Raw genomic sequence first — 26801 nt, forward strand, 5'->3', positions numbered from 1 at the left:
CTTATTCCTGAGTGGTGGCCGTGTCGGCCGGTAAATCGGTGTTTTCTGCGTCCGGGGCGTCTGAGGGGTTGCCCGCCATGTAATAATCCAGCGCCCAGCGCACGCGGATGTAATCGGTCGGAGCACGCCTGCGCGCGGCACGTCGCTCGCGTTCGTCTTCTTCCGCACACCAGCGAAAAACGCCTTCCGCTAAATCCGGCAGATTGACCACGCCTCGCAGCAACTGCACCGCGCGGCGTAGCTGGCGGAACAGCTCCTCCTGCGTGCGCGCCTGGCTGAGCCGCCGGAAACGCAGTTCAGACATCACCGCATGGTTGCCCTCTTTGTGGCCGAGCTGTTCGGCAAAAGAGGCGCGCGTATCCACCGTTTTGACGTGAGCGGCCAGCGCCGCGACGATGCCGAGCGCGCAGAAGCGCCATTCGCGCCCCGGCACGTTCCAGAGCGTCGGCACGCGCGCCGCGAGTGACCGAAACCCTTCGCTGAGCCACACCTCGTTCAGCGTATGGCTGCGGCGCAGGCTGGCGCGCAACCGCCGTCCCTGCTGTTCATTGAGTAGCGCATACCATTTGAGTAAAGACTCACGGTGCGCCTGCGATAAGATGCTCACTTAGTTTGCCTCCTGCGTTTTTTTCGCCCGTGCGCCTTTCGCGGCAGGCTTCGCCTGCGTGAAAAACTTCTTCCGGGCTTTCATGATGTCTGCGAATTCCGTGCGCTCCTGCGGATTGGTCAGCGCGTGGTCGTCAAAATAGCGGCGCGTATACCGCCAGATGTCGCTATTCCAGGCGCTGAGCAGCGCGCGGTTATCGCCGGAGGTATCGGCTTTGACCGCCTCGACCAGCTCCAGGAACCGCGATTGCGTCTGCTGCCAGAAATCAACGTCGATAAAGCTGAAATCGCCGCGCACGGTCGCGCCTTCACCGAACCACGCCTCTTTCAGCGCGCTGCGTAATTTGCTGAGCATCAGGGTGGCGACCCGCGCGGCGTCGCTCAGGGTCTGACGGATAAACGGCTGTTGCGATTCGGGAAGTTGCAGAAAGGGCAAATGATGCTCATACCAGCAGCGGGCCTTCATGTTGTCGAAGTCGTAGCCAAAGCACCAGAGCCCGGTTTCCGCGCCGGGCAACGGTTTTTGCTGGCGGATTTTGACAATACGGGCGGGCTGCTCCCGGTTGTTGTCACTTTCGCTTTCCATCATCAGCCCCAGCCAGTCGCGCCACAGCAGGCCGCCCGGCTGCCCTTTCACGGAGAACATCTCCCCGCCCTCTTTTTTGGGAATACGGTGCGGCGTTAAGGGGTGCATCCAGCCCACATAGTTAACGCCGTAGTTTTTGACGGTCATGGACGTCAGCAACGCGTCGCCCGGCTCGCCGCAGAGATCGCAGGTGCCCGGCAGCGTGGTAGAGAAATCCACGCGAATGCGCCGCGGCATGCCCCAGTACGCCTGCAGCGCATCGGCCTGTTCCGGCGTTACGATAGCTTTTTCGCTGGTGCGGGTCGGCGCAAGCCACGGAAAGACGCGGGCGTCATAGCAGGCCGGGCGCGGGAGACGCCCCTCGCGCTGTGGCAATATATTAAGCCACAGCCTGCGCCACAGCGCCGGGCGCTCCCCCTGATAACGGTGCAGCTCCAGCAGCGTGGTCATTGGCCCGCCGCCGCGCAGTCCGGTGCGGTAACCCTTCCCACCTGATGGCGCATTTAGCTGCAGCGAAAAGAGCGCCAGCGCCGCGCAGTGCGGGCAGAGTTTTTCGGTAGTGCCGCGCTTAATAAAATGATCTTTATTAAGCTTTAAGGTCTGAGCGCCCGGCGTTTCCGGCAGCAGTTGTGCCAGCGCGACGCTTTCACCGTCGAGCGGTTCGAAATCCTGCATAAACGAGGGCGTATCCGGGCAGAATTCAAAGAGTTTCTCCAGCGGTGCCAGGGCGTTGCGGATAGCCTCCGCCGTTAAGCCGTCTTCCCAGATATCCTCCCAGCTTTCGGCGTCTTTCGGGGCCAGCGCCGTTTGCAGCAGCCCGAGCAGAAACTGCCAGGCCGCCCCCTGAAAATCCGGACGCGGTAAAATCAGGTCCAGAATATTTTCATCGGCCAGATCCAGCGGCGCGATTTTCCCGCGGGTGCCGTCGCGGTAAATAACGGGGAGCCATTTTGTGGTGATTAATGAACTCAAAACATATCCCTCCCTTGCCTGACAGATATCCCACAGGCATGCGTCCTTTAAAGGTTTAACTAATGGATGACAGCAATTAATAAAAAAATTAATTCATAGCTAAAATAATTCAATCACTTCGATCGAATCCATTGAAAATACGCCTGAAGATTCAGATAAAAAGTGACATAGCGCTAAAAAAACATCAAAAGAAAAATTACACCTTTTATTTTATTTCTTATCTATTACCCTTATTTCGTTCCCATTGATATTAACCGGGATAAACCGGTGTATTTTTTCTCCTGGTGTTTAACCGTTCCCCGCGAGCGCGGGGATAAAAACTCCAGGGCACTCGCCCTGGGGTTTACCGCGCTTACACCTCGCCGATAAGCCCCTCTTTGGCTGAATAGCCGCCCGGCAGCAGAATCACCACCGCCTCTGGTTTACGCTGCTCGCGGCACCACTGAGAGAGCGCCTCGCCGCAAAGCAGCGTGAACTCGCCGCGGTGCTTCTCCCACCAGCTTTTGCGCACGCGCAGCGCGCTCATCTCCCAGGCGTTATCGCCCTGCGCGTAGGGCATTATTCCCTGCGGAGTGTCCCTGGCCAGCCAGAGATCGATCGTGAGTTCGCCAATACGGGTCGAGACGTCCGGCCCCCATAGCTCCGCGCTCTCAACGCTGTAGCCAACATCGAGGGAAATTTCATATTTGCTCGCAATGGCGCGCTGGCAGTAATAGTCGGCCAGCGCGGCGTCTTCAGAGCGCTTCATGCCTTCCGGCACGTCGATTTCTTCACCATACACGGCTTCAATTAACAGGCGTGCTGCTTCCGGCATCTTTATTTCGCCCTGCTCGCGCAATACCCGCTGGGTCAGCCAGAGCCGCGAATGCGCCGGGTAAACGTAGCTGGTATTACGCATGGCGGAGGTCAGCCATTTTTCATCTGGCTGCGCCTGCCAGCGCGGTGCCAGAATATCCAGCCGTGGTGCAGGGCGTTCATCTGCGCCGGTTAATTTAAGCTGCCCCTGTTTATCACGACTATGCCGCTGCAAACGCCCGGCGCGCTGAATTAATAAATCGACCGGCGCGAGATCGCTAATTAAATAATCCAGATCGATATCGATTGATTGTTCTATTACCTGAGTAGATATAATTACTTTACCGCTTCGATTAACCGCATTTTGTTTTCCGAACCATTCCAGCGTTGTTTGTTCTTTATCATTACGGTCGATAAATGCGAAACGGCTATGAAATAAAATAATATTCTCTTCCGGGATATTCCCCCGGCGAATTAATTCCCGGTAGCTGTTCACTGCATCGTCGACGGAATTTCGTATCCAGCCGATACAGCCGCCCTCGCGCGCTACTGTCTCGATCTTATCAAAGCACGCGTCGTCATCCTCCATCCAGCCGATGGCAACCCGCCGCTGCACCTGCGCACGCGTGGCGACGCGCTGCCCGTCAATGCCCTGCGCGTGAAGATGCGTTATCCAGGGGTAGTCGTCAGGCCCGAGGCGCGGCGATTCACGCGTGGTGTTAAGCCCTCTATAAAAGGCGGCGATTAAGCGGTCGCGCTGAGCCTGTGAAAGCGTAGCCGAGAGCAAAATGGTGGCGTTGCCGTAGCGGGCGCGCGTCTCGACAAGTTTTTCGACCACATGCGACATATACGCATCGTAAGAGTGGATTTCATCGGCGATGAGCACTTTATCGTTCAGGCCCAGCAGGCGCAGATTCTGGTGCTTAAACGCCATGACCGCCATCATGGCCTGGTCGAGCGTGCCGACGCCGGTCTCGGCGAGCAGTGCCTTTTTGGGCGACTGCGCAAACCAGGCGGCGCAGCCTTCATACGCGGCGGCCTCATCGCCGGAGTCGTTCGGCAGTAATTCACGCGCCCAGACGGAGGCGTTAAATCCCGCAGAAAGTTTGCGCGCGCTGTGCGCCAGCACAAGGCTCGGATGACTGCCTTCACGATAGAGCCGCAGCCAGGCCTGCGACATCCGCGCATACATGGCGTTCGCCGTCGCCATCGTCGGCAGGCCGATATACAGACCGCGCGCCTGCCCCGCCGCCATCAGGCGATGCGCCAGCACCAGCGCCGCCTCCGTTTTTCCGGCCCCGGTGACATCCTCAAGAATGATGAGATGCGGGCCTCTCGCGTGAATATCCATCTCCAGCGCTTTTTGCTGGAGCGGCGTCGGCCTGGTGATAAAAGGAAAAAGCGTTTCGATGCCGTTAAAGGGCGCGACGTCGCTTGCTGGTGGCAACAGGCGCAGCGCCCGTTGCGCCTGTTTAACCGCGCGTGCCCAGTACGCTTCAAACGGCATCGCCTGCGCCACCCAGGGGAAGTGCAGATTCGCGGAGCCTGTCCAATCCGCCAGCACCGTAAGCGCGGAGACCAGCCAGCTTTTCGCCGGGAATGTTTCCCGCCAGTTATCGTCTTTCCACAGCGTTGGCAGCGCAACCGACGGGAAGAGCGCACTCACCGCGCCGGCAAACGCTCTGGCGGCAGCGATATCTTCCGGCAGGAAATCGTTATGGCAGTTTTCACAGGTGACGGGCTTGCCGTGATGGCCAATAATCGCAGGCATCCAGCGGTCCAGCACGCGTTTACGCTCACGCGCCGACAGCGGGCCTGTCATGCCCTGCGCCACGCAATCACCAAGATGGTTTTGCCACAGCCACGTGCCGGTGACGGTATGGTGATGGCGGCTGTCGCTGACGTCGCGCAGGCCACACGCCAGCGCGTCGCAGCGGTATTGTTGCTGAAACAGACGCGCAAATTTGCCGATGTCATGCCAGCACAGTAGCCAGGCGAAAAACGTTGCCGCCGTTTCGCGATCGTCTATCCCGAGCGCGGCAAAGAGAGACGCGGCGTTAAAGTGGTTTTCCATCACCATCACGTATCCACACGCGGCCACGTCAAGTGAATGCCATTGCAGTAAGTGGTAATCATCGCCCTGATGGTTTTCGCCCTTTCGGGACTTGCCCCAGTATAAATATCCGCTCATAAATCAGTCCTTTGCCAAATTCCGCCTATTCTGCGGCGCGCTCCGGAATCGTACCGGGAGCGCAAGCGTATTCCCTTTTATCTAAAAATATATAATTGACTGATATGTAAAGGTTTCACATTGAAATAACTGATAAAAAACACTTCGCAGTTGCGCCCTTCGCCCGCCCTTTCTTATGCTTAACGCCTGAAATCAAGGAGCCTCCATGAACCACCACGACACCTTTGCGCAGCGCGTTTATCAGATTGTCGCCGCCATCCCGGAAGGCTGCGTCACGACCTATGGCGAGGTGGCGCGGCTGGCGGGCTCGCCGCGGGCCGCGCGTCAGGTGGGCGGTGTGCTTAAGCGCCTACCGGAAGGCAGCACGCTGCCGTGGCATCGGGTGGTGAATCGTCACGGGGAAATTTCGTTGACCGGGCCGGATTTACAGCGCCAGCGTCAGGCGTTGCTCGCGGAGGGCGTGCAGGTATCGGGGAAAGGAGAGATCGACCTGGCGCGCTACGGGTGGCGCTACTGAAAAGCGCCTCCGAAGAGGCGCTTGTGCGGGTTTAGTACGTCGTCGGGGCCGGAACGGCGGAGGACGGCGTGACCTGCGTCGGCGAGGTTGACGGCACGCTTGTCACCGCACCACCACCAGACTGTACCGGTACGGCGGTCTGCTGCACAGGCACCAGCGTCAGGTCGATTTTGGTACCGCCCTGATTCACGGCAGGCTGTACGCGGTCGGTGATAAACACCAGCTTATCCTTAACCGTGATCGCCGCACTCAGCAGAACGCGGGCGTTCGGCTGAATGTCGGATGGGTTAAACGGCAGCACGAAGCTGAACGGCGCCTGTTTACCTTCGGTACGCACCACTTTCTGCGCCAGCACTTTCGACGGCGCGTTCGCCTGAGTGGCGTCAGAAAGGGTCACGGTCAGCACGGCGTCCGGCGGCAGGGCCACTTTCTGGCGGATCCAGACGGTACCGGAAACGTTCGGCTGCTTAATTACCGGCTTGGTCGCAACGCCGGAGGTATTCGGGTTCGGGGCTGGAACAGCAATATCAGCACTTTTATCCTGCGCGCAACCGGCCAGAGCAACGGCAACGGCTAAACCACTTAACATGTGCACGAGTTTCATGGCGTTCTCCTTATTTTCATTCCACCAGTAAGCGCCAGGCACTCACCAGCGTGAGCTGTCACAACATGTTTGTCGTGCTAAGTGTGGCACATATCACTAATTTTCGCCTGGAAACGGGGCGCTATTAAGATTATTTAACCCCTCTGACCAGTTGCTGTTCTGCGTTATAATCGGGATATATCATTCGCACGGTTGTGCATTTCCCGGTAGTAGAGGACCCTTTATGAGTCAGGCGCTGAGCAACTTACTCGCGTTATTAAATCTGGAAAAAATCGAAGAAGGGCTTTTTCGCGGCCAAAGCGAAGATCTCGGATTACGACAGGTGTTCGGCGGCCAGGTCGTCGGCCAGGCGCTTTACGCCGCTAAAGCGACGGTGCCGGAAGAGCGTCTCGTCCACTCTTTTCACAGCTATTTTCTGCGCCCCGGCGACAGCCAGAAACCCATTGTTTATGACGTGGAAGTGCTGCGCGACGGCAATAGCTTCAGCGCCCGGCGCGTGGCGGCTATCCAGAACGGTAAGCCGATTTTCTATATGACCGCGTCGTTCCAGGCACCGGAAAGCGGCTTCGAACATCAAAAACCCATGCCGCCTGCGCCCGCACCTGACGGGCTGAAATCGGAAACCGAAATCGCCCGATCGCTGGCGCACCTTCTGCCGCCGCAGGTGAAGGACAAATTCCTGTGCGATAAGCCGCTGGAGATCCGCCCTGTGGAGTTTCACAACCCGCTGAAAGGCCACACGGCAAAGCCGGAGCGTCAGGTGTGGCTGCGCGCCAACGGCCAGATGCCGGATGAGGTGCGCGTGCATCAGTCGCTGCTCGGTTATGCGTCGGATTTCAATTTCCTGGTGGTGGCGCTGCAACCGCACGGCGTTGGCTTCCTGGAGCCGGGCATGCAGGTGGCGACGATCGATCATTCAATGTGGTTCCACCGCCCGTTCGATATGAACGAGTGGCTGCTTTACAGCGTGGAGAGTACGTCTGCCTCCAGCGCTCGCGGTTTTGTGCGCGGCGAGTTTTATACTCAGGACGGTGTGCTGGTCGCCTCGACCGTGCAGGAAGGCGTGATGAGAAAGCGCGGGTAATTTTTTAGCGACCCGGCGGGTGCGCATAGCTTACCCGCCCTACGGTTAATTACGGTAAACGTGAGCGTCTTTTGTACGGTGGGTAAGCGTCAGCGCCCCCACCTTTTATATTCATAGCACCTTACATGGCGGGTGCGCGTGGCTTACCCGCCCTACGGTTAACCACGGTAAGTGTGAGCATCTTTTGTAGGGTGGGTAAGCGCAGCGCACCTACCTTTTACATTCATAGCGCCTTACATGGCGGGTGCGCATGGCTTACCCGCCCTGCGGTTAACCACGGTAAGTGTGGGCGTCTTTTGTAGGGTGGGTAAGCGCAGCGCACCCACCTTGCCACTCGCCCCATAAAAAAACCTCCCGCATGCGGGAGGTTTTTTGCTCCGGAGATAACCCCACTATCAGGCGTTGTAGGCGTTCTCGCCGTGGCTGTTGACGTCCAGCCCTTCGCGCTCCTGCTCTTCGGAGACGCGCAGGCCGACGGTCAGATCTGCCGCTTTATAGGCGATAAACGCGACCACAGCAGACCAGACAACGGTGATGGCGATACTCTCAAGCTGCACCAGCACCTGATGTCCCATCGTCACGCCTGCGGCGTAACCCACGCCGCCGAGCGAGGTAGATGCAAAAATACCGGTCAGGATGCACCCCACGATGCCGCAAACGCCATGCACGCCGAATACGTCGCACGGATCGTCAACGCGCAGCCAGCGTTTCAGCAGAGTGACGCCCCACAAGCCCGCCAGACCCGCCGCGATACCCACAATAAGCGAACCGCCCACACCGATGTAACCGCAGGCAGGCGTAATCCCCACCAGGCCCGCGATAGCGCCGGAGCACGCGCCCAGCAGCGACGGCTTACCGCGCAGCGCCCATTCGCCAAAGACCCAGGCAAGGATGGCCGCCGCCGTCGCGACAACGGTGTTCACAAACGCGAGGCCTGCGATTTCGTTGGCGGCGCTGGCGGAGCCGGCGTTAAAGCCAAACCAGCCGAAGTAGAGGATTGCAGTGCCGGTAAAGACCATCGGCAGGTTATGCGGTTTAAACGCTTCTTTGCCGAAGCCAACGCGTTTGCCAACCAGATACGCGCCGACCAGACCTGCTACCGCCGCGTTAATGTGCACCACGGTGCCGCCCGCGAAATCCAGCGCGCCGTGAGACGCCAGCAGACCGCCGCCCCAGACCATATGCGCAATCGGCACATAGGAGAAGGTGAGCCATACCGCCACGAAGATAAGCACGGCCGAGAAGCGGATGCGTTCCGCCAGCGCGCCGACAATAAGCCCCACGGTGATACAGGCGAAGGAGCCCTGGAACGCTACGTGAATGTATTGATAGAAGGTGCCCATCAGGTCGGTGATTTTAATGCCTTTCAGCAGCAGCCAGTCCATGTTGCCAAAGAAGCTGCCGCCGCTGCCGAACGCCAGCGAGTAGCCATAGACCACCCAGAGGACGCAGACCAGCGCGAACGCGACAGACACCTGCGTCAGCATCGAGAGCACGTTTTTCGCGCGGATAAGACCGCCGTAAAAGAGCGCAAGGCCTGGGATGGTCATAAAGAGCACCAGCGCGGTGCAGATCATCATAAAGGCGTTATCGGCTTTATCCGCCACCGCGGGCGCAGCCAGGGCAATACCCGGCAGAAGAGCAAGCAGGCCGAAACCCGATTTGAAAGCTGTGTGTTTCATCTTGTGCATTCCTGTTACGGTTGGCCAGAAATCAGAGAGCCGCTTCGTCGGCTTCGCCGGTACGAATACGAATCACGCGTTGCAGTTCGGCGACAAAAATTTTGCCGTCGCCAATTTTTCCGGTCCACGCGGCCTTGCTGACCACCTCGATCACTTCATCCAGCTGATCGTCGGCGATAGCCACGTCGATTTTTACTTTCGGCAGGAAGTTCACGCTGTATTCGGCGCCGCGGTAAAGCTCGGCATGGCCTTTCTGGCGCCCGAACCCTTTCACTTCGGTGACGGTAAGCCCCTGAATGCCAATGGTGGAGAGTGCTTCACGCACGTCTTCCAGTTTGAACGGTTTGATTACCACGGTAACCAGCTTCATAGATCCCCTCCAGTCAGAAATGGGTAATTCGGCAGCGACGATAATCTGGTAAAGCAAGCGGCGTGCCAGGAATAGAAAAGCGTGCGGTGGCGGCAAAAACTGCGGCAAGAAAGCAGGATTAATTGAAGGAAACGGAAGGCAGAAAAGAAAAACGCACCATGCGAGTGCACGGTGCGTTACATTTTTGCACCACTAACGATGCGTGTTAGCAGAACGCCTGATTTTGGTGCATCAGGCGCTGAGCGGCTCCTCTTTGGCGGCGGCCTGTAGCTCTTCACCCGCAAGCTGGAGCTGATACATCTGCCAGTAGCGCCCGCGCGCCTCAAGCAGCGCCTGATGGCTGCCCCGCTCCACCGCCTGCCCGCGATGCAGCACCAGAATAGTGTCGGCTTCCACAATCGTGGAGAGACGATGCGCGATAACCACCAGCGTCGTGTGCGGCCGGATAGCGGCCAGCGCGTGCTGAATCGCCTGCTCGGTGCCGGAATCGATGTTCGCCGTCGCCTCATCAAGGATAAGGATTTGCGGCGCGTCCACCAGTACGCGCGCCAGCGCCAGCAACTGCTTCTGCCCGACGGAGAGATTATTGCCCTGCTCGCCAAGACGGGTATGAATGCCCTCGCTCATGCCGCGCGCCAGCTCGGCCAGTTGTACCGTTTCCAGCACCTCCCAGACGCGCGCTTCGTCGATGTCGCGCCCGAGCGTGACGTTCGCGAAGAACGAATCGGCCAGCACGACAGGATCCTGCTGCACCATCGCCACGCCTTTACGTAGCACGCCGTGGCTGAGCGAGGCGAGCGGACGTCCATCGAGACGGATCTCCCCGGAGGTGAGCGGATAGTACCCCATCAGCAGGCTCGCAAGCGTACTTTTGCCGCTGCCGGTATGCCCGACCAGCGCCACGAAGTGACGGGACGGCACCGAGAGCGAAATATCCTTCAGCACCAGCTGATCGTCGCGATAGGCGAAAGAGACATTATCCACCTCAATCGCGCCGCTCGTGAGCGGGCGCTCGTCGTGGCCGTAATCCTGGCGCGGGCGATCCATTAACTCGAACACACGTTCGCCCGCCACCAGCGCCTGCTGCAAAATCGACTGCTGGGTGGTGAGTTCAATCAACGGCTCGTTAAGACGGCCCAGATAGCTGATAAAGGCGTAGAGAACCCCCACCTGAATCGTCCCGACGGCGGTGAAGCCGAACAGCATCAGCAGGCCGCACAGCACCAACGCGGAAAAGAGGCTCAGCAATGGGCGCAGCAGAAAGCCATCCAGGCGCAGCGTCTGCATTCGCGCCAGATAGTGCGAATGGCTGGCGGCGTTCATGCGCTCGCCAAAGCGCGTCTGCTGGCGGAACTGCTGGATGACATTCATCCCACTGATGACTTCATTAAAGCCGTCGTTGATATCCGCCAGATAGGTTCGCACCCGGCGCACAATCGGCGTGCTGTAGCGCTGATAAATCATCATGACGATCAGCACCGCCGGGAAGATAGTGATGGCGACCAGCGCCATGCGCCAGTCGAGGCTGAACATCGCCACGAGCATCGCGCCGATAAGCGCGGCGCTGCGCAGCACCGTCGCCACGACCGTGACGTAGAGATCGCGGATCACCTCGGTATCGTTGGTGACGCGCGAGATCAACTGACCCACCGGCTGCGTGTCGAACGCGCTGAGCGGCTGGCGCAGCGCGGCATCCATCACATCGGTACGTAACTGTTGCACCACGCCCACCGCCGCCTGGTTAAACAGCAGCGCCTGCCAGTAGTGCAGCCCGGCGGCGAGGATTTGCAGCAGCACATAGGCGAACGCCAGCCCGGCCACCAGCCCCAGCGGCAGTTGGTTTTTCGCGACAAGATTGTCGATGAAGTAACTGATGAGCGCAGGCCCGGTCACTTCCGCCGCGGCGGCCACCCACAGCATCAGCACCGCGCCGCCGAGCGGTTTACGCCACGGCGAGCCATATGCCAGCAGACGTTTCAGCGTCGGCCAGCTCTTTACGGTATTACGCATTCAGCGCCTCCTCGTCGTTCTCTTCCGGCGCGTCGTCCAGCGCCGCTTCGAGCTGCTGATAGCGATACATATCCCGGTACCAGCCGGGCTGTGCCGCGAGCGCCTCATGACGCCCGCGCTGCGCCACCTGGCCGTGTTGCAGCACCAGAATTTCGCTGGCTTCGGTCAGCGCCGAGAGCCGGTGCGCGCTGATAATCACCGTACGGTTTTCTCCCCACTGGCGCAGGTTATGCAGAATCTGGTGTTCAGTACGACCGTCAACGGCGGAGAGCGCGTCATCCAGCACCAGGATTTCAGCTTCCAGCAGCATCGCGCGGGCAATAGAGATGCGCTGCTTCTGTCCGCCGGAGAGCATCACGCCGCGCTCGCCGACCTGCGTGTCATACCCTTGCGGCAGACGCAGAATATCGTCATGCACGCAGGCGAGTTTCGCCGCCTGTTCTATCTCTTCCTGCGTGGCGTCGGGCTTACCGAGCGCAATATTGCTGGCGACCGTGTCGGAGAATAAGAACGGCGTCTGGTTGACGACGGCGAGCCGCCCGCGCCAGTCATCCAGATGCACGCGGTCAAGCGGGACGTCGTGGAAGGTTATCTCGCCCTGATCGAGATCGAAATGGCGCTGAATAAGCGACAGCACGCTGGTTTTCCCGGCGCCGGTCGGGCCGCACAGCCCCAGCATCTGGCCGGGTTTCAGCGAGAACTGCACGTTACGCAGCGTATCGCGGGCGGCATGCGGATAGCGGAATTCGCGGATAGCCACGTTCAGTACACCGCGTCCGGCGGGCAGCGACGCCTGGCCATCTTTCACTACCGGCGCCTCCGCCAGCAGCGCGCGAATGCGGCTGTACGCCGCACTACCGCGCTCGACGATGTTAAACATCCACGCCAGCGCCAGCATCGGCCAGATCATTAGGCCCAGATACATCGTAAAGCTGGTGAGCTGGCCGAGCGTCAGCGTGCCGTTCATCACCATCCAGCTGCCGCCGCCGATGGCCAGCAGGTTAGCCATGCCAATCGCAATATAAATCGTCGGGTCGAAACGGGCGTCCACGCGCGCCACGCGCAGGTTTTTCACGCCGGTATCGCGCGCGTCTTCAGAAAACAGCGCCGACTGTCTGTCTTCCAGGCCGAACGCTTTGATCATGCGGATGCTGGTCAGGCTCTCCTGGGTTCTATCGTTCAGCGACGAGAACGCCGCCTGCGCGGCTTTGAAACGGTGATGTAGCTGATCGCCGTAACGCTTGATGACAATCGCCATCACCGGCATCGGCAACAGCGCCAACAGCGTGAGCTGCCAGCTAATCTGGGTACACATGATGACCAGCACCGCGCAGCCCATAACCAGCGAATCGACCAGCGTCAGCACGCCCTCGCCAGCGGCGAAGACCACGCGGTCGACATCATTAGTGGCGCGCGCCATTAAATCGCCGGTGCGGTGGCGCAGATAGAACTCCGGATGCTGGCGGCTGAGCTGGCGGTAAAAATCGCGCCGCAGTTCAACGGCCAGCTGATAGGACGCGCCGAAAAGCAGCACACGCCAGACGTAGCGCAGCAGATAAACCACTATCGCAATCACCACCAGCAGGCCGACCCACAGCAGCACCTGGCGCGTAGTGTAGTGATGTTGAGTGACGCCATCGACAACGTAGCCCACCACTTTTGGCGGCACCAGTTGCAGAATGGCGATAACAATAAGCAGGGCAACCGCGCCGAGGTAGCGACGCCACTCCCGGCTAAAATACCAGCTTAACTGAGCAAATAATCGCACGCGAAATTCCTGATTGGTCTGATGATAAAGCGCGGGCGCCGTGGCGAGCCAGACGGTTCAGCGCTTAAGCGGCAGGGCCGTGGTGTATTTTATCTGCTCCATGGCGAAGCTCGACGTGACATCTGACAGCCCCGGCACCCGGTTGACCAGACGTTTATAAAAGTCATCATAGCTTTTCATATCGGCCACCTGTACCCGCATAAGGTAGTCGTATTCGCCCGCCATGCGCCAGAAACCGAGCACTTCCGGCATCTCTTCCACCACCGCGACAAACTGACTGTACCAGTCGCTGCTGTGATGCTGCGTTTTAATCAGCATAAAAGCGGTAAGGCCGAGGCCGAGTTTTTCCGGGTCGAGCAGCGCGACGCGCTTAATTATATAGCCGTCATCTTCAAGCCGCCGGAGCCGCTTCCAGCAGGGCGTCGTCGTCAGATTAACGGCATCGGCGAGCGCCTGCAAAGAGAGCGTCGCGTCCTCCTGAAGCAGCGCCAGCAGTCTGCAATCAATTTTATCTAACATTCCCGATTCCTGTAGAAAATTTTTCTCTCATATCAGCAACAGGCAGGCTAAATGGCAACTTATTTTCCTGAAAGATGCTTTACGCTGGGCACAAATTGATAAACCGGAACGTATCATGTCCAGCACCTGGGTTCACCACGCCATTAATGAGATCCACGCCGACGCCCGGCGATCTGCGGATACCCATTTGATCCGCTTTACCCTGCCCGCCTTTCCGGGCATCTGGTTCTATCTGAAAGATGAAAGCACGCACCCCACCGGTAGCCTGAAGCACCGCCTGGCGCGCTCGCTGTTTTTATACGGCCTGAGCAACGGCTGGATCCGCGAAGGCACGCCGATTATCGAGGCGTCTTCCGGTTCGACCGCGGTTTCCGAAGCCTGGTTTGCCCGCATGCTGGGCCTGCCGTTTATCGCCGTCATGCCCGCCTGTACCGCGCGGCGCAAAGTGGAACAAATTGAATTTTACGGCGGCCGCTGTCATTTCGTGCAGAGCGCCTGTGAAATTTACGAGGCCTCCGAGGTGCTCGCCCGCGAACTGCGGGGCCGTTATATGGATCAGTTTACCTACGCCGAGCGCGCGACCGATTGGCGCGGCAATAACAATATCGCCGACAGTATTTTCCGGCAGATGGCTGGCGAGCCGCACCCGGTTCCTGATTACATCGTGATGAGCGCCGGTACCGGCGGCACGTCCGCCACCATTGGCCGCTACCTGCGCTATCAGGGCCACGAGACGCGCCTGATGGTGGTCGACCCTGAGAACTCGGTCTTTTACGACTACTGGCAGCAGCGCGACAGCAGGCTGAAAAGCAGCGTCGGCAGCCGCATTGAAGGGATTGGCCGTCCGCGTGTTGAGCCCTCTTTTATTCCCGATGTGATCGATGAAATGTTAAAGGTGCCGGATGCGGCGAGCGTAGCGGCAATGCAGTGGCTTGGTGAACTGCTGGGCCGCAAAGTCGGTGCGTCTACCGGCACCAATATGTGGGGCGCGCTGCAACTGGCCGCCCGAATGCGTGAAGAAGGCCGCAGCGGCGCTATCGTTACGCTACTGTGCGACAGCGGCGAGCGGTATCTGGAGACCTATCACAACCCGGAATGGGTAGCGGCCTCGATTGGCGATATCTCGCCCTGGCGCGCGGCCATTCAGGAACTTATGCGTTAAACGCAACGCAGTAAAAACAAAGCGGCGAATCAACGCCGCTTTTTTAACAACCACATCCATTAAACAATGTCATTTCATATTTATTCCAAAAAAAGAAATTTAAACATCACTAAAATAAATACATAAAAAGTAATTACTTTAGAATGATATATATATCCCGATATTAATTATCGCGCTCCATTCATTTAAAATATCAAAGAATCACTTTTAAGAATTTATTAAAATCTATCTTCATCAACTCTGTATAAAATCACCTTTCTTTCTCCAGGTATGCTGGCGTAACGCCGCGCGCTGCTCGCGGTTTGTCAGTCTATTACTGGACATATTTCGGGTTATCCCGGCCAGATTGCGCAGGGATTGCTGGCATCCTGTAATCAGACACATAAGAGATAATATGTTGGATAAAAAAATCATTTATATCGCTGCGATGATGATGTCTTTAAGCGCCTGTACCACCGCCCCTAAAAACGCCCCCGTGAAAAGCAATGTGTCGCAGACGCCAGTCGTCCCCGCACAGCCTGCGCCAACGCCAGTTGAGTCCATGAACCAACTGGCACCGGTCAGTAGCGACACTAAGCTGCGTCTTGAACGCTGCCTCGCCGAGACCAAACACCTCTCGGACATTAACCGCGAAAAATACCGTGAACAAATAGACACGTTATATCGCAGCATTAAAGCGACGCAATATTACGCCTCCATCAGTAACGATCTGTCCAATATTATGGTGGAAACCATCACGCCGCTGTATCAGTTCCGCGTCAATGACGCCTGCAATACGATTTCACAGTCTCTGCTGGCCGAACTGAAAAAAGGCGCAGGTCTTGCTAAATGAGAGGTGTCGGGATGAAGGGAAGAATAAAAAACCGTAAAAGCGCGATCGCTGGCTTACTGGCGTTGGTGCTGAGCGAGCAGTCGTCCTGGGCGGCACAAAATAACACGGCCGTTCAGGGTAATGATTTTCTGTCGTCAATTCAGCAGATCGAAGTGAAGCAGATGGACTTCCCTGAACCCACGCGGCGTGCGCAGACACCGTCGGCGTCTCGCGCACAAATTAACGATCTCCAGCAGGAGATCGCGCGCCTGAAAAAACAGCTGAGCGCGGCAGAGCAGGAAAAGAAAAGCCTTAGCGCGCCTGGCGATTTACAGGCTCAGAATACACAGTTGCTAAAAGACAACAGTACGCTTGCGAAAGAGAACGACCGCCTCTCCCGCAGCCTGCAGAATGCGCAGCGCGAACAAGGCGCGACCAGTACACAACAGGCCGCTCGCATCGAAGTGCTGGAGCAGAAAACCGCTGAACTCCAGGCGGCGCTGGCCAGCAAGACGGCTGAACTCACGCAGCTTAAAAAAGCCAGTGACAGCCAGTCGGCAAGCGAAAGCTCACTGCAAAAGCAGATAGCGCGTCTTGAAGCCGAAAAGGCCGCTATCACAGAGCGCAACGCCCAGGACACCGCGCGTTTTAATCGCGATATGCAGGCGCTGCGCAATGAACTGAATAAGCGTGCCGATGAACTGATGGCGCTCAAAAACGCGGGCGACAAACGCGCGCAGAACCTGAGCGAGCTGGAAAAACAGCTGGCGCAGCTGGAGAAAGAGAAAGCGGCGCTTGTAGCGCAGAACGAGAAGAACGTCGGTGCGATGAATAGCAAAACGCAGGCGTTGCAGGCGGAACTGGATAAACGCACCGCTGAACTCGCTGCTCTCCAGAAGACAGGCAGCGAGCACGAGAAGAGCCAGAGCAATTTGCAAAAACAGCTTACGCAGCTGGAAAAAGAGAAAGCGGCACTGACGGCGCAAAATGCGCATGACATCGATGCGTTGAATAACAAAACGCAAGCGCTGCAGGCGGAACTCGATAAACGCACCGCCGAACTCACCGCACTTAAAAAATCAGGTGCTGAGCATGAACAAAGCCAGAGCGCGCTGGAAAAACAGCTCGCCCAACTGGAGCGCGAGAAAGCAGCGCTGGCGGCACAAAACGCGCAGAGCATCGACGCCGCAAATAAAAAAGCGCAGGCGCTGCAAGCGGAACTGGATAAACGCACTGCCGAACTTACCGCACTTAAAAAATCAGGCGCTGAGCATGAACAAAGCCAGAGCGCGCTGGAAAAACAGCTTGCCCAACTAGAGCGTGAGAAAGCAGCGTTTTTGGCGCAGAACGCGCATGACATCGATGCGCTGAATAACAAAACGCAGGTGCTGCAGGCGGAACTCGATAAACGCACTGCCGAACTCACCGCACTTAAAAAATCAGGCGCAGAACACACGCAAAGCCAGAGCGCGCTGGAAAAACAGCTCGCCCAACTGGAGCGCGAGAAAGCAGCGCTTGCCGCGCAAAACGCGCATGACGTCGATGCGCTGAATAAACAACTCGCGCAACTCGAAAAAGAGAAAACCTCACTGACTGAGCAGAACAGCCTGTTGCTCAAAACCAGTACGCTGACCAAAGAAGAGAAAGCGAAACTGCAAAAAACGCAGGCAGAGCAGACCGCGTTGCTTGAGAAAAACCAGGCGGCAGAAACCGCGCTTAAGGCGCAGATCGCCGCGCTCACTGAAAAACTCAACGCCTCAACCACCCTCGCTGCCAGCACGCAGGAAAAAGCCACAGCGCTTGCCGCTGAGCTTGCCAGCCTGAAAGGCAGCCAGAGCGAGAAAGAAAAGGCGTTGCAGAGCCAACAGCAACAGGCCGCGCAGATTGCCGCGGCGAAAGAGGCGCTCACGAAGCAGCTTACCGCCGCACAGACAGATATCGCCACGCTGAAACAAGCGCTGGCGGAAAAAGAGAACCGTTTGCAGCAGTCGGATAAAGCGCTGCTTGCGCTGAAGGAAGAGGCGCAGTCGGCTAAAACGCTTAATAACGCCTCCGCCACCAGCCAGCAAAAAGCGCAGGCTGAGCTGGATACGCTTAAACGCGCCAATGAAGAACTCAACGCTAAACTGACCAGCCTGAGTGCGGAAAACGCGGCGCAAAAAGCACAGGCAGAGAAAGAAAAAGCGGAGCTGCTGGCACAGGCGGAAAAACTGAAAGCCGACGCGGCAACACAGGCGCAGACGGTAGCCGCAAGTAAAACGGAATCAGAAGTCAGCGCCGCGGCGCTTAAGGACAAAGCCAATAAACAGTCCTATGCGAACGGCGTGATGTTCTCAAGGCTGGTGCAAAAAAGCATGGATCAGATGGCGGATCTGGGCATTAAAACCAATCTCCCTATCCTGCTGGCTGGCATTAAAGATGGCCTGGCGCAAAAAGTCGCGGTCGAGCCAAAAGCGCTGCTGTCGCTGCATGAGTCGATGCTGAAAGAGCTTTCCAGCCGCGAAGAGAAGAAATATCAGGCGGGTATTGATCAGCTTGAAAAAGCCACCGCGAAGAAAAAACTGCTCAAGCGTAATAAATCGCTGTTCTTTGTGCAGACGAAGGCCGGCAACAAGGCTATCTCGCCAGGCGAGACCGTTAACGTCACGTTTAAAGAGGCGACGTATGAAGGCCGCGTGATCAACAATAACGCCAATGTGCCGGTCACCTATGACGAAAACCTGCCGTATATCTTCCAGCAGGCGCTGGAGCTGGGTAAACGGGGCGGTGTGATGGAGGTGTACTGCTTCGCAGGCGATCTCTATAACCCGGATACCATGCCGCCGGATCTCTTCAACTATTCACTGATGAAGCTGACGGTCACTATCAGCGGCGGGAAATAAAAAAAGCCGGGGGTTACCCCGGCTTGCTGGAATGCCTCATCATTCGGGGGAATAATCAAGGTGTGGATGGTCCAGCCAATGCGTCAAATAGTGGGCGACCGCCTGTCTGCTGCAGTGCCCGATCACCGGCAGATGCGGGAGCTCTGCCAGAAGCTGCGGCATCGCGTTGCCCATAATCAGCCCCTTCCCTGCCAGCGATAACATTTCGCGGTCGTTCATAGCGTCACCAAACGCCATACAATCCGCCATCGTAATGCCCAGATGCTGGCTCAGCGCCTGTAATGCCGCACCTTTATTACATCCTGGCGGCAGCACCTCCAGACAATCGAGCGCGGAAAAACAGATATGTGCCTGCGAACCGAGCGCCTGGCTGAGCTTAACGCGCAGTTCGCGCAGCGTGTCGTGGTCGGCGACAAAGCAGATTTTCGTTACCTGATGGGCGGGAAGCCGCTTCAGATCGGTGAGCTGATAGCGAAACCCGCTCCAGGCGTGCGCGTCGAGCAGCGCCGGGTCGTCGTTATCCGTCAGCCAGCCGCTGTCGTTAAACACGTGCAGACTGGCTGGTGTATCCCAGTGGCCATGCAGCACGGCTTCCGCTACCTGCGGCGATAAATCTTCGGCAAACAGTAGCTCGCCCGACGGCGCATGAATACGCGTGCCGTTGCCCGTAATGAGGAACGCTTCAAGCGCGATTTTTTGCAGCATCTGCCGCATTTCTAGCAAATGACGACCGGTTGCAAACGCCATCGTCACGCCGCGCTGATGCAAACGGTGCAGCGCCCGCTGTGTGGTTTCACCAAGCTGATGGTCTGGCATCAGCAGCGTGCCATCCATGTCAAAAGCGGCCAGTCGCGCCATGGTTCGTCCCCCTCTGTTGGTTGACTTGCAGTATTGCCTGGCATATACGGAACTAATAGTGAATAGTTGAGAAAAATCGTTCCGGGTTTTGGTATGCGACTTCTGAACCGGCTTAATCAGTTTCAGCGTTTGTGGCAGCCCTCAGAGGGCGCGCCGCAGGCAGTCACCATCAGCGAGCTTGCCGCGCGCTGCTTTTGCAGCGAACGCCACGTGCGTACGCTGCTTCGCCAGCTCCAGCAGCAGGGATGGCTTCGCTGGCATGCGCAGTCGGGCCGCGGCAAGCGGGGCGAGTTGACCTTTCTGGTGTCGCCGCACACCGTGCGCGCCGGCATGATGGAAACCGTGTTACGCCAGGGCCAGACGCACAACGCGCTGGCGCTGGCACAGCTGGCGTCCGGCCAGTTGCGCCAGTTGCTGCATCCTTTTCTGGGTGGCCAGTGGCATAACGACACGCCGACGCTACGCATTCCCTACTATCGCCCGCTGGAGCCGCTGAAACCCGGTTTTTTGCCCGGCCGCGCCGAACAACATCTCGCCCGGCAGATCTTCAGCGGCCTGACGCGCTTTAACCCCCACACCGCGCGCCCGGAAGGCGATATGGCGCACCACTGGAGCGTATCGCCGGACGGGCTTAGCTGGCGGTTTTACCTTCGCCCCACGCTGCACTGGCACAATCACGAGCCAATAGACGCCTGGCAACTCCGCCAGCGGCTGCAACAACTGCTTGAGCTGGAGACGCTGCGCCAGCTGTTCGCGAGCGTCAGAGAGATTACGGTGGAGCACAAACACTGCCTGCGTGTTGATCTGACGCGCCCGGATCACTGGCTCGCGTGGCGTCTTGCCAGCCACGGCTGTTATCTGGCGCACCCGGAAGATACGACCATCGGCAGCGGGCCGTTCCGGCTCGCCACATTTACGCCTGAGCTGGTGCGTATTGAAAGCCACGATCGCTGTCATCTCGGGCACCCGTTGCTGAACGCGGTTGAGTACTGGATAACGCCCGGTCTCTTCGACAGCGCGCTCGGCACCAGTTGCCGTCATCCGGTGCAGATAGCCATCGGGCAGCAGGAAGAACTCGTGCATCTGCGCCCCGTCAGCAACAGCATTAGCCTCGGGTTCTGTTATCTTGGCATCCGGCAAAACGGCCGGCTCTCATACGCGCAGGCGCGCTGGCTGATGCAACTGGTGCATCGCAGCGGTATGATAGATTCGCTGCCGCTTGATGAGCATCTGATTACGCCAAGCAATGCGTTGCTGCCAGGCTGGCATCTCCCGCAATGGCCCGAGGAGCCTCCCCCGCCGCTGCCGCCCTCGCTGACGCTGGTCTATCATCTGCCGGTGGAGTTGCCGGTGATGGCGCGCCAGCTTCAGCATGAGCTGGCGCAGCGTGGTTGCGCGCTCACGCTGCATTTTCATAACGCGAAAAACTGGGACGGCTGCACGCAACTGGCGCAGGCGGATATCGTCATGGGCGACAGGCTGATAGGCGAAGCGCCGGAATATACGCTGGAGCAGTGGCTGCGCTGCGATCCGCTCTGGCGGCATCTGTTGACAGGCCCGCAGCGGGCGCATCTGGACGCCACCCTTGACGCAGTGCAAAGCCACCCTGATGAACAGAGCCGTAACGCGGCGCTGCGCGAGGTATGGCAGACGCTGATGCACGACGCCGTTATCACCCCGCTCTTTAATTATCGCTACCAGATAAGCGCGCCGCCGGGCGTGAACGGCATCGAACTTAACGCGCTCGGCTGGTTTGATTTCAGTCGCGCGTGGCTACCGCCGCCGCAAGAAGCTGGTGGACACGCCAGCACGGCGCTACCATAACGGTTTTGCTACTCAATGACAGGGGCTTTATGAAACGTGCCGTTGTGGTCTTCAGCGGAGGCCAGGACTCCACCACCTGCCTGATTCAGGCGTTACATCAATATGATGAAGTGCATTGCGTCACGTTCGATTACGGTCAGCGCCATCGGGCGGAAATTGATGTCGCCAGTACCCTTGCTGCATCGCTGGGCGCGCGGGCGCATAAAGTGCTGGATGTGACGCTGCTTAATGAACTCGCGGTCAGCAGCCTGACGCGCGACAGCATCCCGGTGCCGGATTACGATCCTGACGCCGAAGGCCTGCCGAGCACGTTCGTGCCAGGCCGCAATATTCTCTTCCTGACGCTGGCCTCGATTTACGCGTATCAGGTGCAGGCGGAAGCGGTGATAACCGGCGTGTGCGAGACCGATTTCTCCGGCTACCCGGATTGCCGCGACGAATTTGTTAAAGCGCTGAACCATGCCGTCGCGCTCGGTATGGCGCGCGACGTGCGTTTTGAAACGCCGCTGATGTGGCTTAACAAAGCCGAAACCTGGGCGCTCGCGGATTACTGGGGCAAACTTGATGTCATTCGCCAGCAAACCCTGACCTGCTATAACGGCATTCAGGGCGATGGCTGCGGCGAATGCGCGGCCTGCCATCTGCGCGCCAACGGCCTTAGCCAGTACCAGGACGATAAACCTGCCATCATGGCCGCGATGAAGCAGAAAACCGGGCTTAAATAGCCAGGTTTTTCCCGCTTAACCGTTCAAATTCGCGGGCGTCATGGCTGCAAAACAGCGTCACGCCCGCGCTGGCGTCAGCGGCCAGAAGCCGCAGTCGCTTCTGGTTCGCAAGCCTCGCGGCTTTGTCTTTTTGCATCATCCACTGATAAAAGCGCAGGCCCGGCGTACAATGCGGGTCTGCCGCCATTTCATCGCGATAGAACCACGCGTCGCCGCCGTGCAGTAACCAGCCCTGCGGCGTATCAATCGCCACGCCCGCGTGCCCTTCCGTATGCCCCGGCAGCGGGATCAACAGGATCTCCGGCGGCAGACCGTCGAGCGCGCGCACCGCGCTGAAACCAAACCACGCCTCGCCATGCGGATGATAGCCATGCCAGCCGGAACGGTTACCCCATTGCCCGGGACGATAGCGCGCGCTGTCAAGCCACGTGCCGCGCCCGTCTGCGGCGGTCATTTCCCGCTGCATCAGATGCACCTGCGCCTGCGGGAAATCGCTCAGCCCGCCCGCGTGATCGAAATCCAGATGCGTCAGTACAATGTGCCGTACATCCTCCGGCTTAAAGCCGAGCGCGTTAATATGGTGCAGCGCCGTTAATGATTCCCGGTACTGGATATTGTTCAGCGCCCGGAAAAAGAGCGGTAAACGGCGGCCAGGGTGGCGCATATCGTCACAGCCAAAGCCGGTATCCACCAGCACCAGCCCGTGATGGTCGGTTTCAATCAGCAGGCAGTGGCAGATGAGATGCGCGTGCAGCCCTTTACTGAAGCCATCGTACAGCGCGCCGCCCAAAGGACACATACAACCGCAGTTGAGATGGTGTACTCGCATAACCTCTCCTTCGTTGCGCAGTGTTCAAAATTTAACAAGGGCTTTGAAGTATAAACGTTGATGAAGAATGTGAGGGGAAATGGGGCGGCGATTGACAGGCGTGAAGAACAGGCTCTCAAAAGAAGTCTGTATTGACGCTGCCGCGGCTTATCCCCGCTCGCCCGGGGAACAGTGGTGGCCAGGAAAAGCCTACGACGACGTGTTCGGTTTATCCCCGCTCTCGCGGGGAACAGTAAATCCCCCATTTATCAGGAAATAGATAGTTCGGTTTATCCCCGCTCGCGCGGGGAACAGTGTCGCCAAAGTTTTTTGTTTTTATTTTGTCGCGGTTTATCCCCGCTCGCGCGGGGAACAGAGCGCGTCGTATAACTGGTCGTCTGTGTATTCCGGTTTATCCCCGCTCGCGCGGGGAACAGGGCGCTGGCCGTAGGTGTTGAAGAGTGGTGCGCGGTTTATCCCCGCTCTCGCGGGGAACAGTGCGTTAAGTATCGCCTGTTCGCGGCTTAATTCGGTTTATCCCCGCTCGCGCGGGGAACAGGTTAAACGCGGAACGGCTGAATTAGCCGATAACGGTTTATCCCCGCTCGCGCGGGGAACAGTAGCGCGCTGATATTGAGCCTCAGCCTCCCTGCGGTTTATCCCCGCTCGCGCGGGGAACAGATATCGTCCCCGCATGCCATCCGTGCAATTTACGGTTTATCCCCGCTCGCGCGGGGAACAGACTAACGTTAAGCACTTGTACTTATTGCGATTTTTTCGCCACCCACATCCTACCAACATTTTCTTAACAACCCATCTTGTTAAAGAACGGCTGCCCTGTTGATTTTGAAGGCGTTTTTTCGCGACGCTTGTGGGCTGTTAACATCTACCGGATTGTTCACCCTGAGCGGTGATAAGTCCATGATTGTCGGCACAAGCGCCACTTTTGCAGAATTTACCCTGTGATTTTTTCCAGCTTTTCGCGCAGTTCGCCTTCAATCGGTAAGGCTTTTTGTGTTTTCAGATCGATACACACAAAAGTGATAAGCGCATCGGCGACCACCTCGCCTTCCGGCTCCAGCGTAATGACCTGGCTTAACACTCCGCTTTTACCGTTAAGCTGTTTGACATGGCTGGTGACAGTCAGCAGATCGCCAAGCACGGCGGGCCGCCGGTAGTTGATATTGATGTTGGCGACGATAAACGCGATGTTGTTCGCCATCATCCATTTGAAGCTTTCGTCGTTTTCCAGCCCATCCCAGCGGGCTTCTTCCAGAAACTCCAGATAACGCGCATTGTTCACATGCTGATAAACATCCATGTGATACCCACGCACTTTGATTTGAGTCTGCATAGCGCTTAAACCTTTTCTTTTTGTAGGGGATACAGGGTCATATAAAAGACAGAGGCCACACTACTGGTATGACCTCTTTAGTCTGGCAAAGTTTTTCAACTCTGCAAGCGCGGATGATCAACGATTAGAGACGGATCCGGGAAAGGTTGCGCTCAACGAGCGAATTGCCCATTCCCGGCACCTGTTTTAAATCCTCAATGGACTTAAACGGGCCATACTCTTCGCGATAGCTGACGATAGACTGCGCTTTCTTTTTACCGACCCCGTTCATTGCCTGCGCCAGTTCATCTGCCGTCGCGGTGTTGATGCTTACGGTTTCTTCAGGCGTTTCAGCCATGGTTTCCGGCTTCGCCTGTGGTGCAGCAGCGGCCGGTTTCTCTTTTACCGGCTCCGCCTGGGATTTTCCTGCCGATGGTGTCGCGATAGCCGCGGTGCAAAAGGTGCCGCCAGCCAGCGCGACGGCGAGACATAACGCTTTGATTCCACGTTTCATGCTGTGTTCTCCTTGTTTGTTAACAGCCCCGCCACCTTAAGCGGAGAGAGAAACAGGCTCAAACGTCAGATTTCAGAAATGGAAAAGGCCGCGAAAGCGGCCTTTGGGGTTTGCAGTGAGTTGCAAAAATGGTGCGAGATATCTCGTTATTGCTGCGGTGAAGTACCTGCGTCGCCGAGTTTAATTTTGGCGTCTTTACGCAGGCCTTTTAGCAGCGCATCGAAGGCAATTTCCGCATTGTTCTGAGTCAGACGCTGCGCCATCGCTTTCTTCTGGTCTTCCGGCATGGTGCCGCTGCGTACGTCATCCAGCGCCAGCAGAACCACGTTGCCCTGCAGGTCGTTGCCGATGCCATAGCTTGGTTTGTCTTTGGCTGGCAACGGCAGAGCGAACACCGGCTGCGTCAGCGTATCCTGCGTGGTGCGCTCAAAGGTTTTCGCCGGGCTGAAGGCAATACCTGCCGCTTTCAGCGCCTCGTCGCCTTTGCCCGCTTTCAACGTGCTCAGCAGATTTTGCGCTTGTTCATTTGCCGCCTTCAGCGCCTTCTGATGTTTCACCAGCGCGGTCACCTGATCTTTCACCTCTGCGAGCGGTTTTTCCGCCTGCGGTTTGTGATCGGTAATACGCAGCACGAATGCGCGATCGCCATCGACGGTGATGATGTCTGAATTACTGCCCGGCGCGCCGTTTTCACCCAGCAGGTTGCCGCCAAACACAGCGTCAGTCACTGGCTTAAAGTTAATTTCCTCAGGCACTGCATCACGGCTGAACCAGCCGGTTTCCACCGCTTTCACGCCCGCGGCTTTTTCGGCGCTGGCCAGTGATTCGTTATCGTTGTTCGCAGCGTCGCTTACTTTACGCTGCAGTGCGAAGAAGGCGTCCAGCGCTTTCTCCTGCTTCACTTTCGCACTGATGTCGTTATGCACTTCAGAAAGCGGCTTCACGGTGGCTGGCGTGATGTCGTCAAGACGCACAATCAGGAAGCCCACGGAGGATTTGATAACGTCAGAAAACTGGCCTTTCTCTTTCAGACCGGCATTTTTGAACTCATCCGGCGTGGTACCCGGCTCCAGCCAGCCCATGTCGCCGCCGTTGCGGGCAGTGATGACATCAACCGATTTCTCTTTGGCAAGCGTTGCGAAATCCGCGCCCTGTTTGAGCTGCGTGAGAATGGCTTTGGCTTCATCTTCAGTTTTGGTCTGGATCAGGCTGTAGCGGTTGCGCTGCGGCTGGCCGAATTCATCCTGGTGTTTGTCGTAGTACGCCTGAATTTCCTCTTCGCTGGCGTTCTCAGCGAGGGCTGCGGCGTCAAGCTTGATGTAGCTTATGCGGAACTGCTCAGGCGACAGGAAGTTATTGGTGTGCTGCTGGTAGTAGTCTTTGATTTCCTGTTCGGAAACCTGCTGCTTCTGAGCCAGCGCATCGACCGCGATGGTCGCGGTGCGAACCTGGCGCTGCTGGGCAAAAAGCGCAGCGAACTGATCGCTTTCACCCGGCAGAATGAAGTCGCTGCCGACCACGGCGCTGACCAGCTGGTCAGTCGTGAGCTGGTTACGCAGCGCCTGCGCATATTGATCGGCGCTCATGCCCATGCTGGTGATAATGGCGTTGTAGCGCGCGTTATCGAACTTACCGTCGCTCTGGAACGCCGGATTTTTGAAAATCGCCTGGCGCACCTGCTCATCGCTGATGTTGAGATGGAGCGAACGCGCATACTGGTCGATCAGGGCTTCGTCAATCAGCCCCTGCAGCGCGCGCTGGCGCAACTCGGCCATATATTGTTCGTTGGACGCGAGCTCAGAGAAACGGTCGCCCAGTCGTCTTTCCAAGTTGTTGCGCTCGGCGTTGACCGCGTTTTCAAGCTGGGCCCGGCTGATCTCCTGATCGTTAACTTTCGCGGCATAGTTGCTGTTACCGCCAATCAGGTAGTTACTCACGCCAGTCAGTACGAATGACAGGATAATCAAACCCAGAATGATCTTGAGCACGACGTGATTCGCCGCCGCGCGTAAATTGTCCATCATGGTGTAACAACACTCCGCTGTAGAATGACAGGTAGAACTCGCACAGAAACATGGCGACATCCGCTGGGCCGCTGCGCGCAAAGGCGTATTGTGACAAGAAACCGGGGCGGTTGTCAGCCCATATCCGCAGATTACTCATCCAGAAAGAAAAAAGGC

General features: G+C 57.7%; 21 protein-coding genes and 1 CRISPR repeat array. Of the genes, 7 read left to right on the forward strand and 14 right to left on the reverse strand.

Going from position 1 to position 26801, the window contains the following annotated elements; translation table 11 throughout:
- Position 1: 1 nt before the first annotated feature.
- From casB to AFK66_RS14175, 3 genes are all read right to left on the reverse strand, one after another.
- Positions 2–607, reverse strand: coding sequence for a type I-E CRISPR-associated protein Cse2/CasB (gene casB, locus AFK66_RS14165; protein WP_007781431.1), 606 nt, complete (start codon positions 605–607; stop codon positions 2–4).
- Complete coding sequence (gene casA / locus AFK66_RS14170; RefSeq protein WP_007781430.1) at positions 608–2164, reverse strand: type I-E CRISPR-associated protein Cse1/CasA; 1557 nt, start codon at positions 2162–2164, stop codon at positions 608–610.
- Between the two features lie 352 nt (positions 2165–2516).
- Positions 2517–5150 carry a CRISPR-associated helicase/endonuclease Cas3 gene (locus AFK66_RS14175; protein WP_032983424.1) on the reverse strand — a complete coding sequence of 878 codons (2634 nt, stop codon included), beginning with the start codon at positions 5148–5150 and terminating at the stop codon, positions 2517–2519.
- A gap of 205 nt (positions 5151–5355) precedes the next feature.
- On the opposite strand from AFK66_RS14175, the gene AFK66_RS14180 reads away from it, so the two are divergent.
- Positions 5356–5667, forward strand: a complete 312-nt coding sequence (locus AFK66_RS14180; RefSeq protein ID WP_023899231.1) for an MGMT family protein — start codon at positions 5356–5358, stop codon at positions 5665–5667.
- 31 nt (positions 5668–5698) lie between these two features.
- Here AFK66_RS14180 and AFK66_RS14185 read toward each other — a convergent pair whose 3' ends face one another.
- Positions 5699–6271 (reverse strand): YbaY family lipoprotein, encoded by a 573-nt coding sequence (locus AFK66_RS14185; protein WP_007781426.1) that lies wholly within the window; start codon positions 6269–6271, stop codon positions 5699–5701.
- Between the two features lie 223 nt (positions 6272–6494).
- On the opposite strand from AFK66_RS14185, the gene tesB reads away from it, so the two are divergent.
- Positions 6495–7355 carry an acyl-CoA thioesterase II gene (gene tesB / locus AFK66_RS14190; RefSeq protein WP_007781424.1) on the forward strand — a complete coding sequence of 287 codons (861 nt, stop codon included), beginning with the start codon at positions 6495–6497 and terminating at the stop codon, positions 7353–7355.
- A 395-nt stretch (positions 7356–7750) separates the two neighbouring features.
- Here the strand turns inward: tesB and amtB are convergent, their stop codons facing one another.
- The 5 genes from amtB to AFK66_RS14215 all read right to left on the reverse strand — a co-directional run bounded on the left by amtB (position 7751) and on the right by AFK66_RS14215 (position 13704).
- Positions 7751–9037 (reverse strand): ammonium transporter AmtB, encoded by a 1287-nt coding sequence (gene amtB, locus AFK66_RS14195; protein ID WP_007781423.1) that lies wholly within the window; start codon positions 9035–9037, stop codon positions 7751–7753.
- A 31-nt stretch (positions 9038–9068) separates the two neighbouring features.
- A complete protein-coding gene (gene glnK / locus AFK66_RS14200) occupies positions 9069–9407 on the reverse strand; it encodes a P-II family nitrogen regulator (RefSeq protein WP_004387552.1) in 339 nt (112 codons plus the stop codon).
- A gap of 231 nt (positions 9408–9638) precedes the next feature.
- Positions 9639–11417, reverse strand: a complete 1779-nt coding sequence (locus AFK66_RS14205) for a SmdB family multidrug efflux ABC transporter permease/ATP-binding protein (RefSeq protein ID WP_023899235.1) — start codon at positions 11415–11417, stop codon at positions 9639–9641.
- Positions 11410–13185, reverse strand: coding sequence for a SmdA family multidrug ABC transporter permease/ATP-binding protein (locus AFK66_RS14210; protein ID WP_023899237.1), 1776 nt, complete (start codon positions 13183–13185; stop codon positions 11410–11412). Before AFK66_RS14210 ends, AFK66_RS14205 begins: the two co-directional genes overlap by 8 nt.
- 57 nt (positions 13186–13242) lie before the next feature.
- Positions 13243–13704 carry an Lrp/AsnC family transcriptional regulator gene (locus tag AFK66_RS14215; RefSeq protein ID WP_004387554.1) on the reverse strand — a complete coding sequence of 154 codons (462 nt, stop codon included), beginning with the start codon at positions 13702–13704 and terminating at the stop codon, positions 13243–13245.
- A 115-nt stretch (positions 13705–13819) separates the two neighbouring features.
- On the opposite strand from AFK66_RS14215, the gene AFK66_RS14220 reads away from it, so the two are divergent.
- The 3 genes from AFK66_RS14220 to AFK66_RS23040 all read left to right on the forward strand — a co-directional run bounded on the left by AFK66_RS14220 (position 13820) and on the right by AFK66_RS23040 (position 18559).
- On the forward strand, positions 13820–14866 hold the full coding sequence (locus AFK66_RS14220) for a PLP-dependent cysteine synthase family protein (protein WP_007781408.1): 1047 nt from the start codon (positions 13820–13822) through the stop codon (positions 14864–14866).
- Between the two features lie 394 nt (positions 14867–15260).
- A complete protein-coding gene (locus AFK66_RS14225) occupies positions 15261–15698 on the forward strand; it encodes a hypothetical protein (protein ID WP_032967976.1) in 438 nt (145 codons plus the stop codon).
- Positions 15699–15709: 11 nt separating this feature from the next.
- Positions 15710–18559 (forward strand): coiled-coil domain-containing protein, encoded by a 2850-nt coding sequence (locus tag AFK66_RS23040; RefSeq protein WP_230582703.1) that lies wholly within the window; start codon positions 15710–15712, stop codon positions 18557–18559.
- A 39-nt stretch (positions 18560–18598) separates the two neighbouring features.
- Here the strand turns inward: AFK66_RS23040 and cof are convergent, their stop codons facing one another.
- Positions 18599–19417, reverse strand: coding sequence for an HMP-PP phosphatase (gene cof, locus AFK66_RS14235; RefSeq protein ID WP_007781394.1), 819 nt, complete (start codon positions 19415–19417; stop codon positions 18599–18601).
- 93 nt (positions 19418–19510) lie between these two features.
- On the opposite strand from cof, the gene AFK66_RS14240 reads away from it, so the two are divergent.
- Both AFK66_RS14240 and queC read left to right on the forward strand, forming a co-directional pair.
- Entirely contained in the window at positions 19511–21241 is a 1731-nt protein-coding gene (locus AFK66_RS14240; RefSeq protein ID WP_032983423.1) for an SgrR family transcriptional regulator, read from the forward strand.
- Positions 21242–21270: 29 nt separating this feature from the next.
- A complete protein-coding gene (queC, locus tag AFK66_RS14245) occupies positions 21271–21966 on the forward strand; it encodes a 7-cyano-7-deazaguanine synthase QueC (protein WP_007781387.1) in 696 nt (231 codons plus the stop codon).
- Here the strand turns inward: queC and AFK66_RS14250 are convergent.
- The 4 genes from AFK66_RS14250 to ppiD form a co-directional block, all read right to left on the reverse strand.
- On the reverse strand, positions 21959–22795 hold the full coding sequence (locus AFK66_RS14250; protein WP_032983422.1) for an MBL fold metallo-hydrolase: 837 nt from the start codon (positions 22793–22795) through the stop codon (positions 21959–21961). The two genes, queC and AFK66_RS14250, sit on opposite strands and share 8 nt — an antisense overlap.
- A gap of 143 nt (positions 22796–22938) precedes the next feature.
- Positions 22939–23516: direct repeats of the CRISPR family, unit length 29 nt; unit sequence CGGTTTATCCCCGCTCGCGCGGGGAACAG.
- A gap of 213 nt (positions 23517–23729) precedes the next feature.
- On the reverse strand, positions 23730–24128 hold the full coding sequence (locus AFK66_RS14255; RefSeq protein WP_007781383.1) for a YbgC/FadM family acyl-CoA thioesterase: 399 nt from the start codon (positions 24126–24128) through the stop codon (positions 23730–23732).
- 124 nt (positions 24129–24252) lie between these two features.
- The gene (locus AFK66_RS14260) at positions 24253–24621 is read right to left on the reverse strand and encodes a helix-hairpin-helix domain-containing protein (protein ID WP_007781382.1); all 369 of its coding nucleotides are present in this window, start codon (positions 24619–24621) and stop codon (positions 24253–24255) included.
- A 146-nt stretch (positions 24622–24767) separates the two neighbouring features.
- Positions 24768–26645: a peptidylprolyl isomerase gene (gene ppiD / locus AFK66_RS14265; protein ID WP_038882563.1), complete on the reverse strand. Its 1878-nt coding sequence runs from the start codon at positions 26643–26645 to the stop codon at positions 24768–24770.
- Between the last annotated feature and the right edge of the window lie 156 nt (positions 26646–26801).

Source organism: Cronobacter malonaticus LMG 23826, assembly GCF_001277215.2.
Lineage (GTDB): Bacteria > Pseudomonadota > Gammaproteobacteria > Enterobacterales > Enterobacteriaceae > Cronobacter > Cronobacter malonaticus.

Bases quoted from the DNA above. Each gene is read 5' to 3' on its own strand.
- AFK66_RS14175 (WP_032983424.1), bottom strand. From the start codon at position 5,150: ATGAGCGGATATTTATACTGGGGCAAGTCCCGAAAGGGCGAAAACCAT.
- AFK66_RS14180 (WP_023899231.1), top strand. From the start codon at position 5,356: ATGAACCACCACGACACCTTTGCGCAGCGCGTTTATCAGATTGTCGCC.
- AFK66_RS14185 (WP_007781426.1), bottom strand. From the start codon at position 6,271: ATGAAACTCGTGCACATGTTAAGTGGTTTAGCCGTTGCCGTTGCTCTG.
- tesB (WP_007781424.1), top strand. From the start codon at position 6,495: ATGAGTCAGGCGCTGAGCAACTTACTCGCGTTATTAAATCTGGAAAAA.
- amtB (WP_007781423.1), bottom strand. From the start codon at position 9,037: ATGAAACACACAGCTTTCAAATCGGGTTTCGGCCTGCTTGCTCTTCTG.
- glnK (WP_004387552.1), bottom strand. From the start codon at position 9,407: ATGAAGCTGGTTACCGTGGTAATCAAACCGTTCAAACTGGAAGACGTG.
- AFK66_RS14205 (WP_023899235.1), bottom strand. From the start codon at position 11,417: ATGCGTAATACCGTAAAGAGCTGGCCGACGCTGAAACGTCTGCTGGCA.
- AFK66_RS14215 (WP_004387554.1), bottom strand. From the start codon at position 13,704: ATGTTAGATAAAATTGATTGCAGACTGCTGGCGCTGCTTCAGGAGGAC.
- AFK66_RS14220 (WP_007781408.1), top strand. From the start codon at position 13,820: ATGTCCAGCACCTGGGTTCACCACGCCATTAATGAGATCCACGCCGAC.
- AFK66_RS14225 (WP_032967976.1), top strand. From the start codon at position 15,261: ATGTTGGATAAAAAAATCATTTATATCGCTGCGATGATGATGTCTTTA.
- AFK66_RS23040 (WP_230582703.1), top strand. From the start codon at position 15,710: ATGAAGGGAAGAATAAAAAACCGTAAAAGCGCGATCGCTGGCTTACTG.
- cof (WP_007781394.1), bottom strand. From the start codon at position 19,417: ATGGCGCGACTGGCCGCTTTTGACATGGATGGCACGCTGCTGATGCCA.
- AFK66_RS14240 (WP_032983423.1), top strand. From the start codon at position 19,511: ATGCGACTTCTGAACCGGCTTAATCAGTTTCAGCGTTTGTGGCAGCCC.
- queC (WP_007781387.1), top strand. From the start codon at position 21,271: ATGAAACGTGCCGTTGTGGTCTTCAGCGGAGGCCAGGACTCCACCACC.
- AFK66_RS14250 (WP_032983422.1), bottom strand. From the start codon at position 22,795: ATGCGAGTACACCATCTCAACTGCGGTTGTATGTGTCCTTTGGGCGGC.
- AFK66_RS14255 (WP_007781383.1), bottom strand. From the start codon at position 24,128: ATGCAGACTCAAATCAAAGTGCGTGGGTATCACATGGATGTTTATCAG.
- AFK66_RS14260 (WP_007781382.1), bottom strand. From the start codon at position 24,621: ATGAAACGTGGAATCAAAGCGTTATGTCTCGCCGTCGCGCTGGCTGGC.
- ppiD (WP_038882563.1), bottom strand. From the start codon at position 26,645: ATGATGGACAATTTACGCGCGGCGGCGAATCACGTCGTGCTCAAGATC.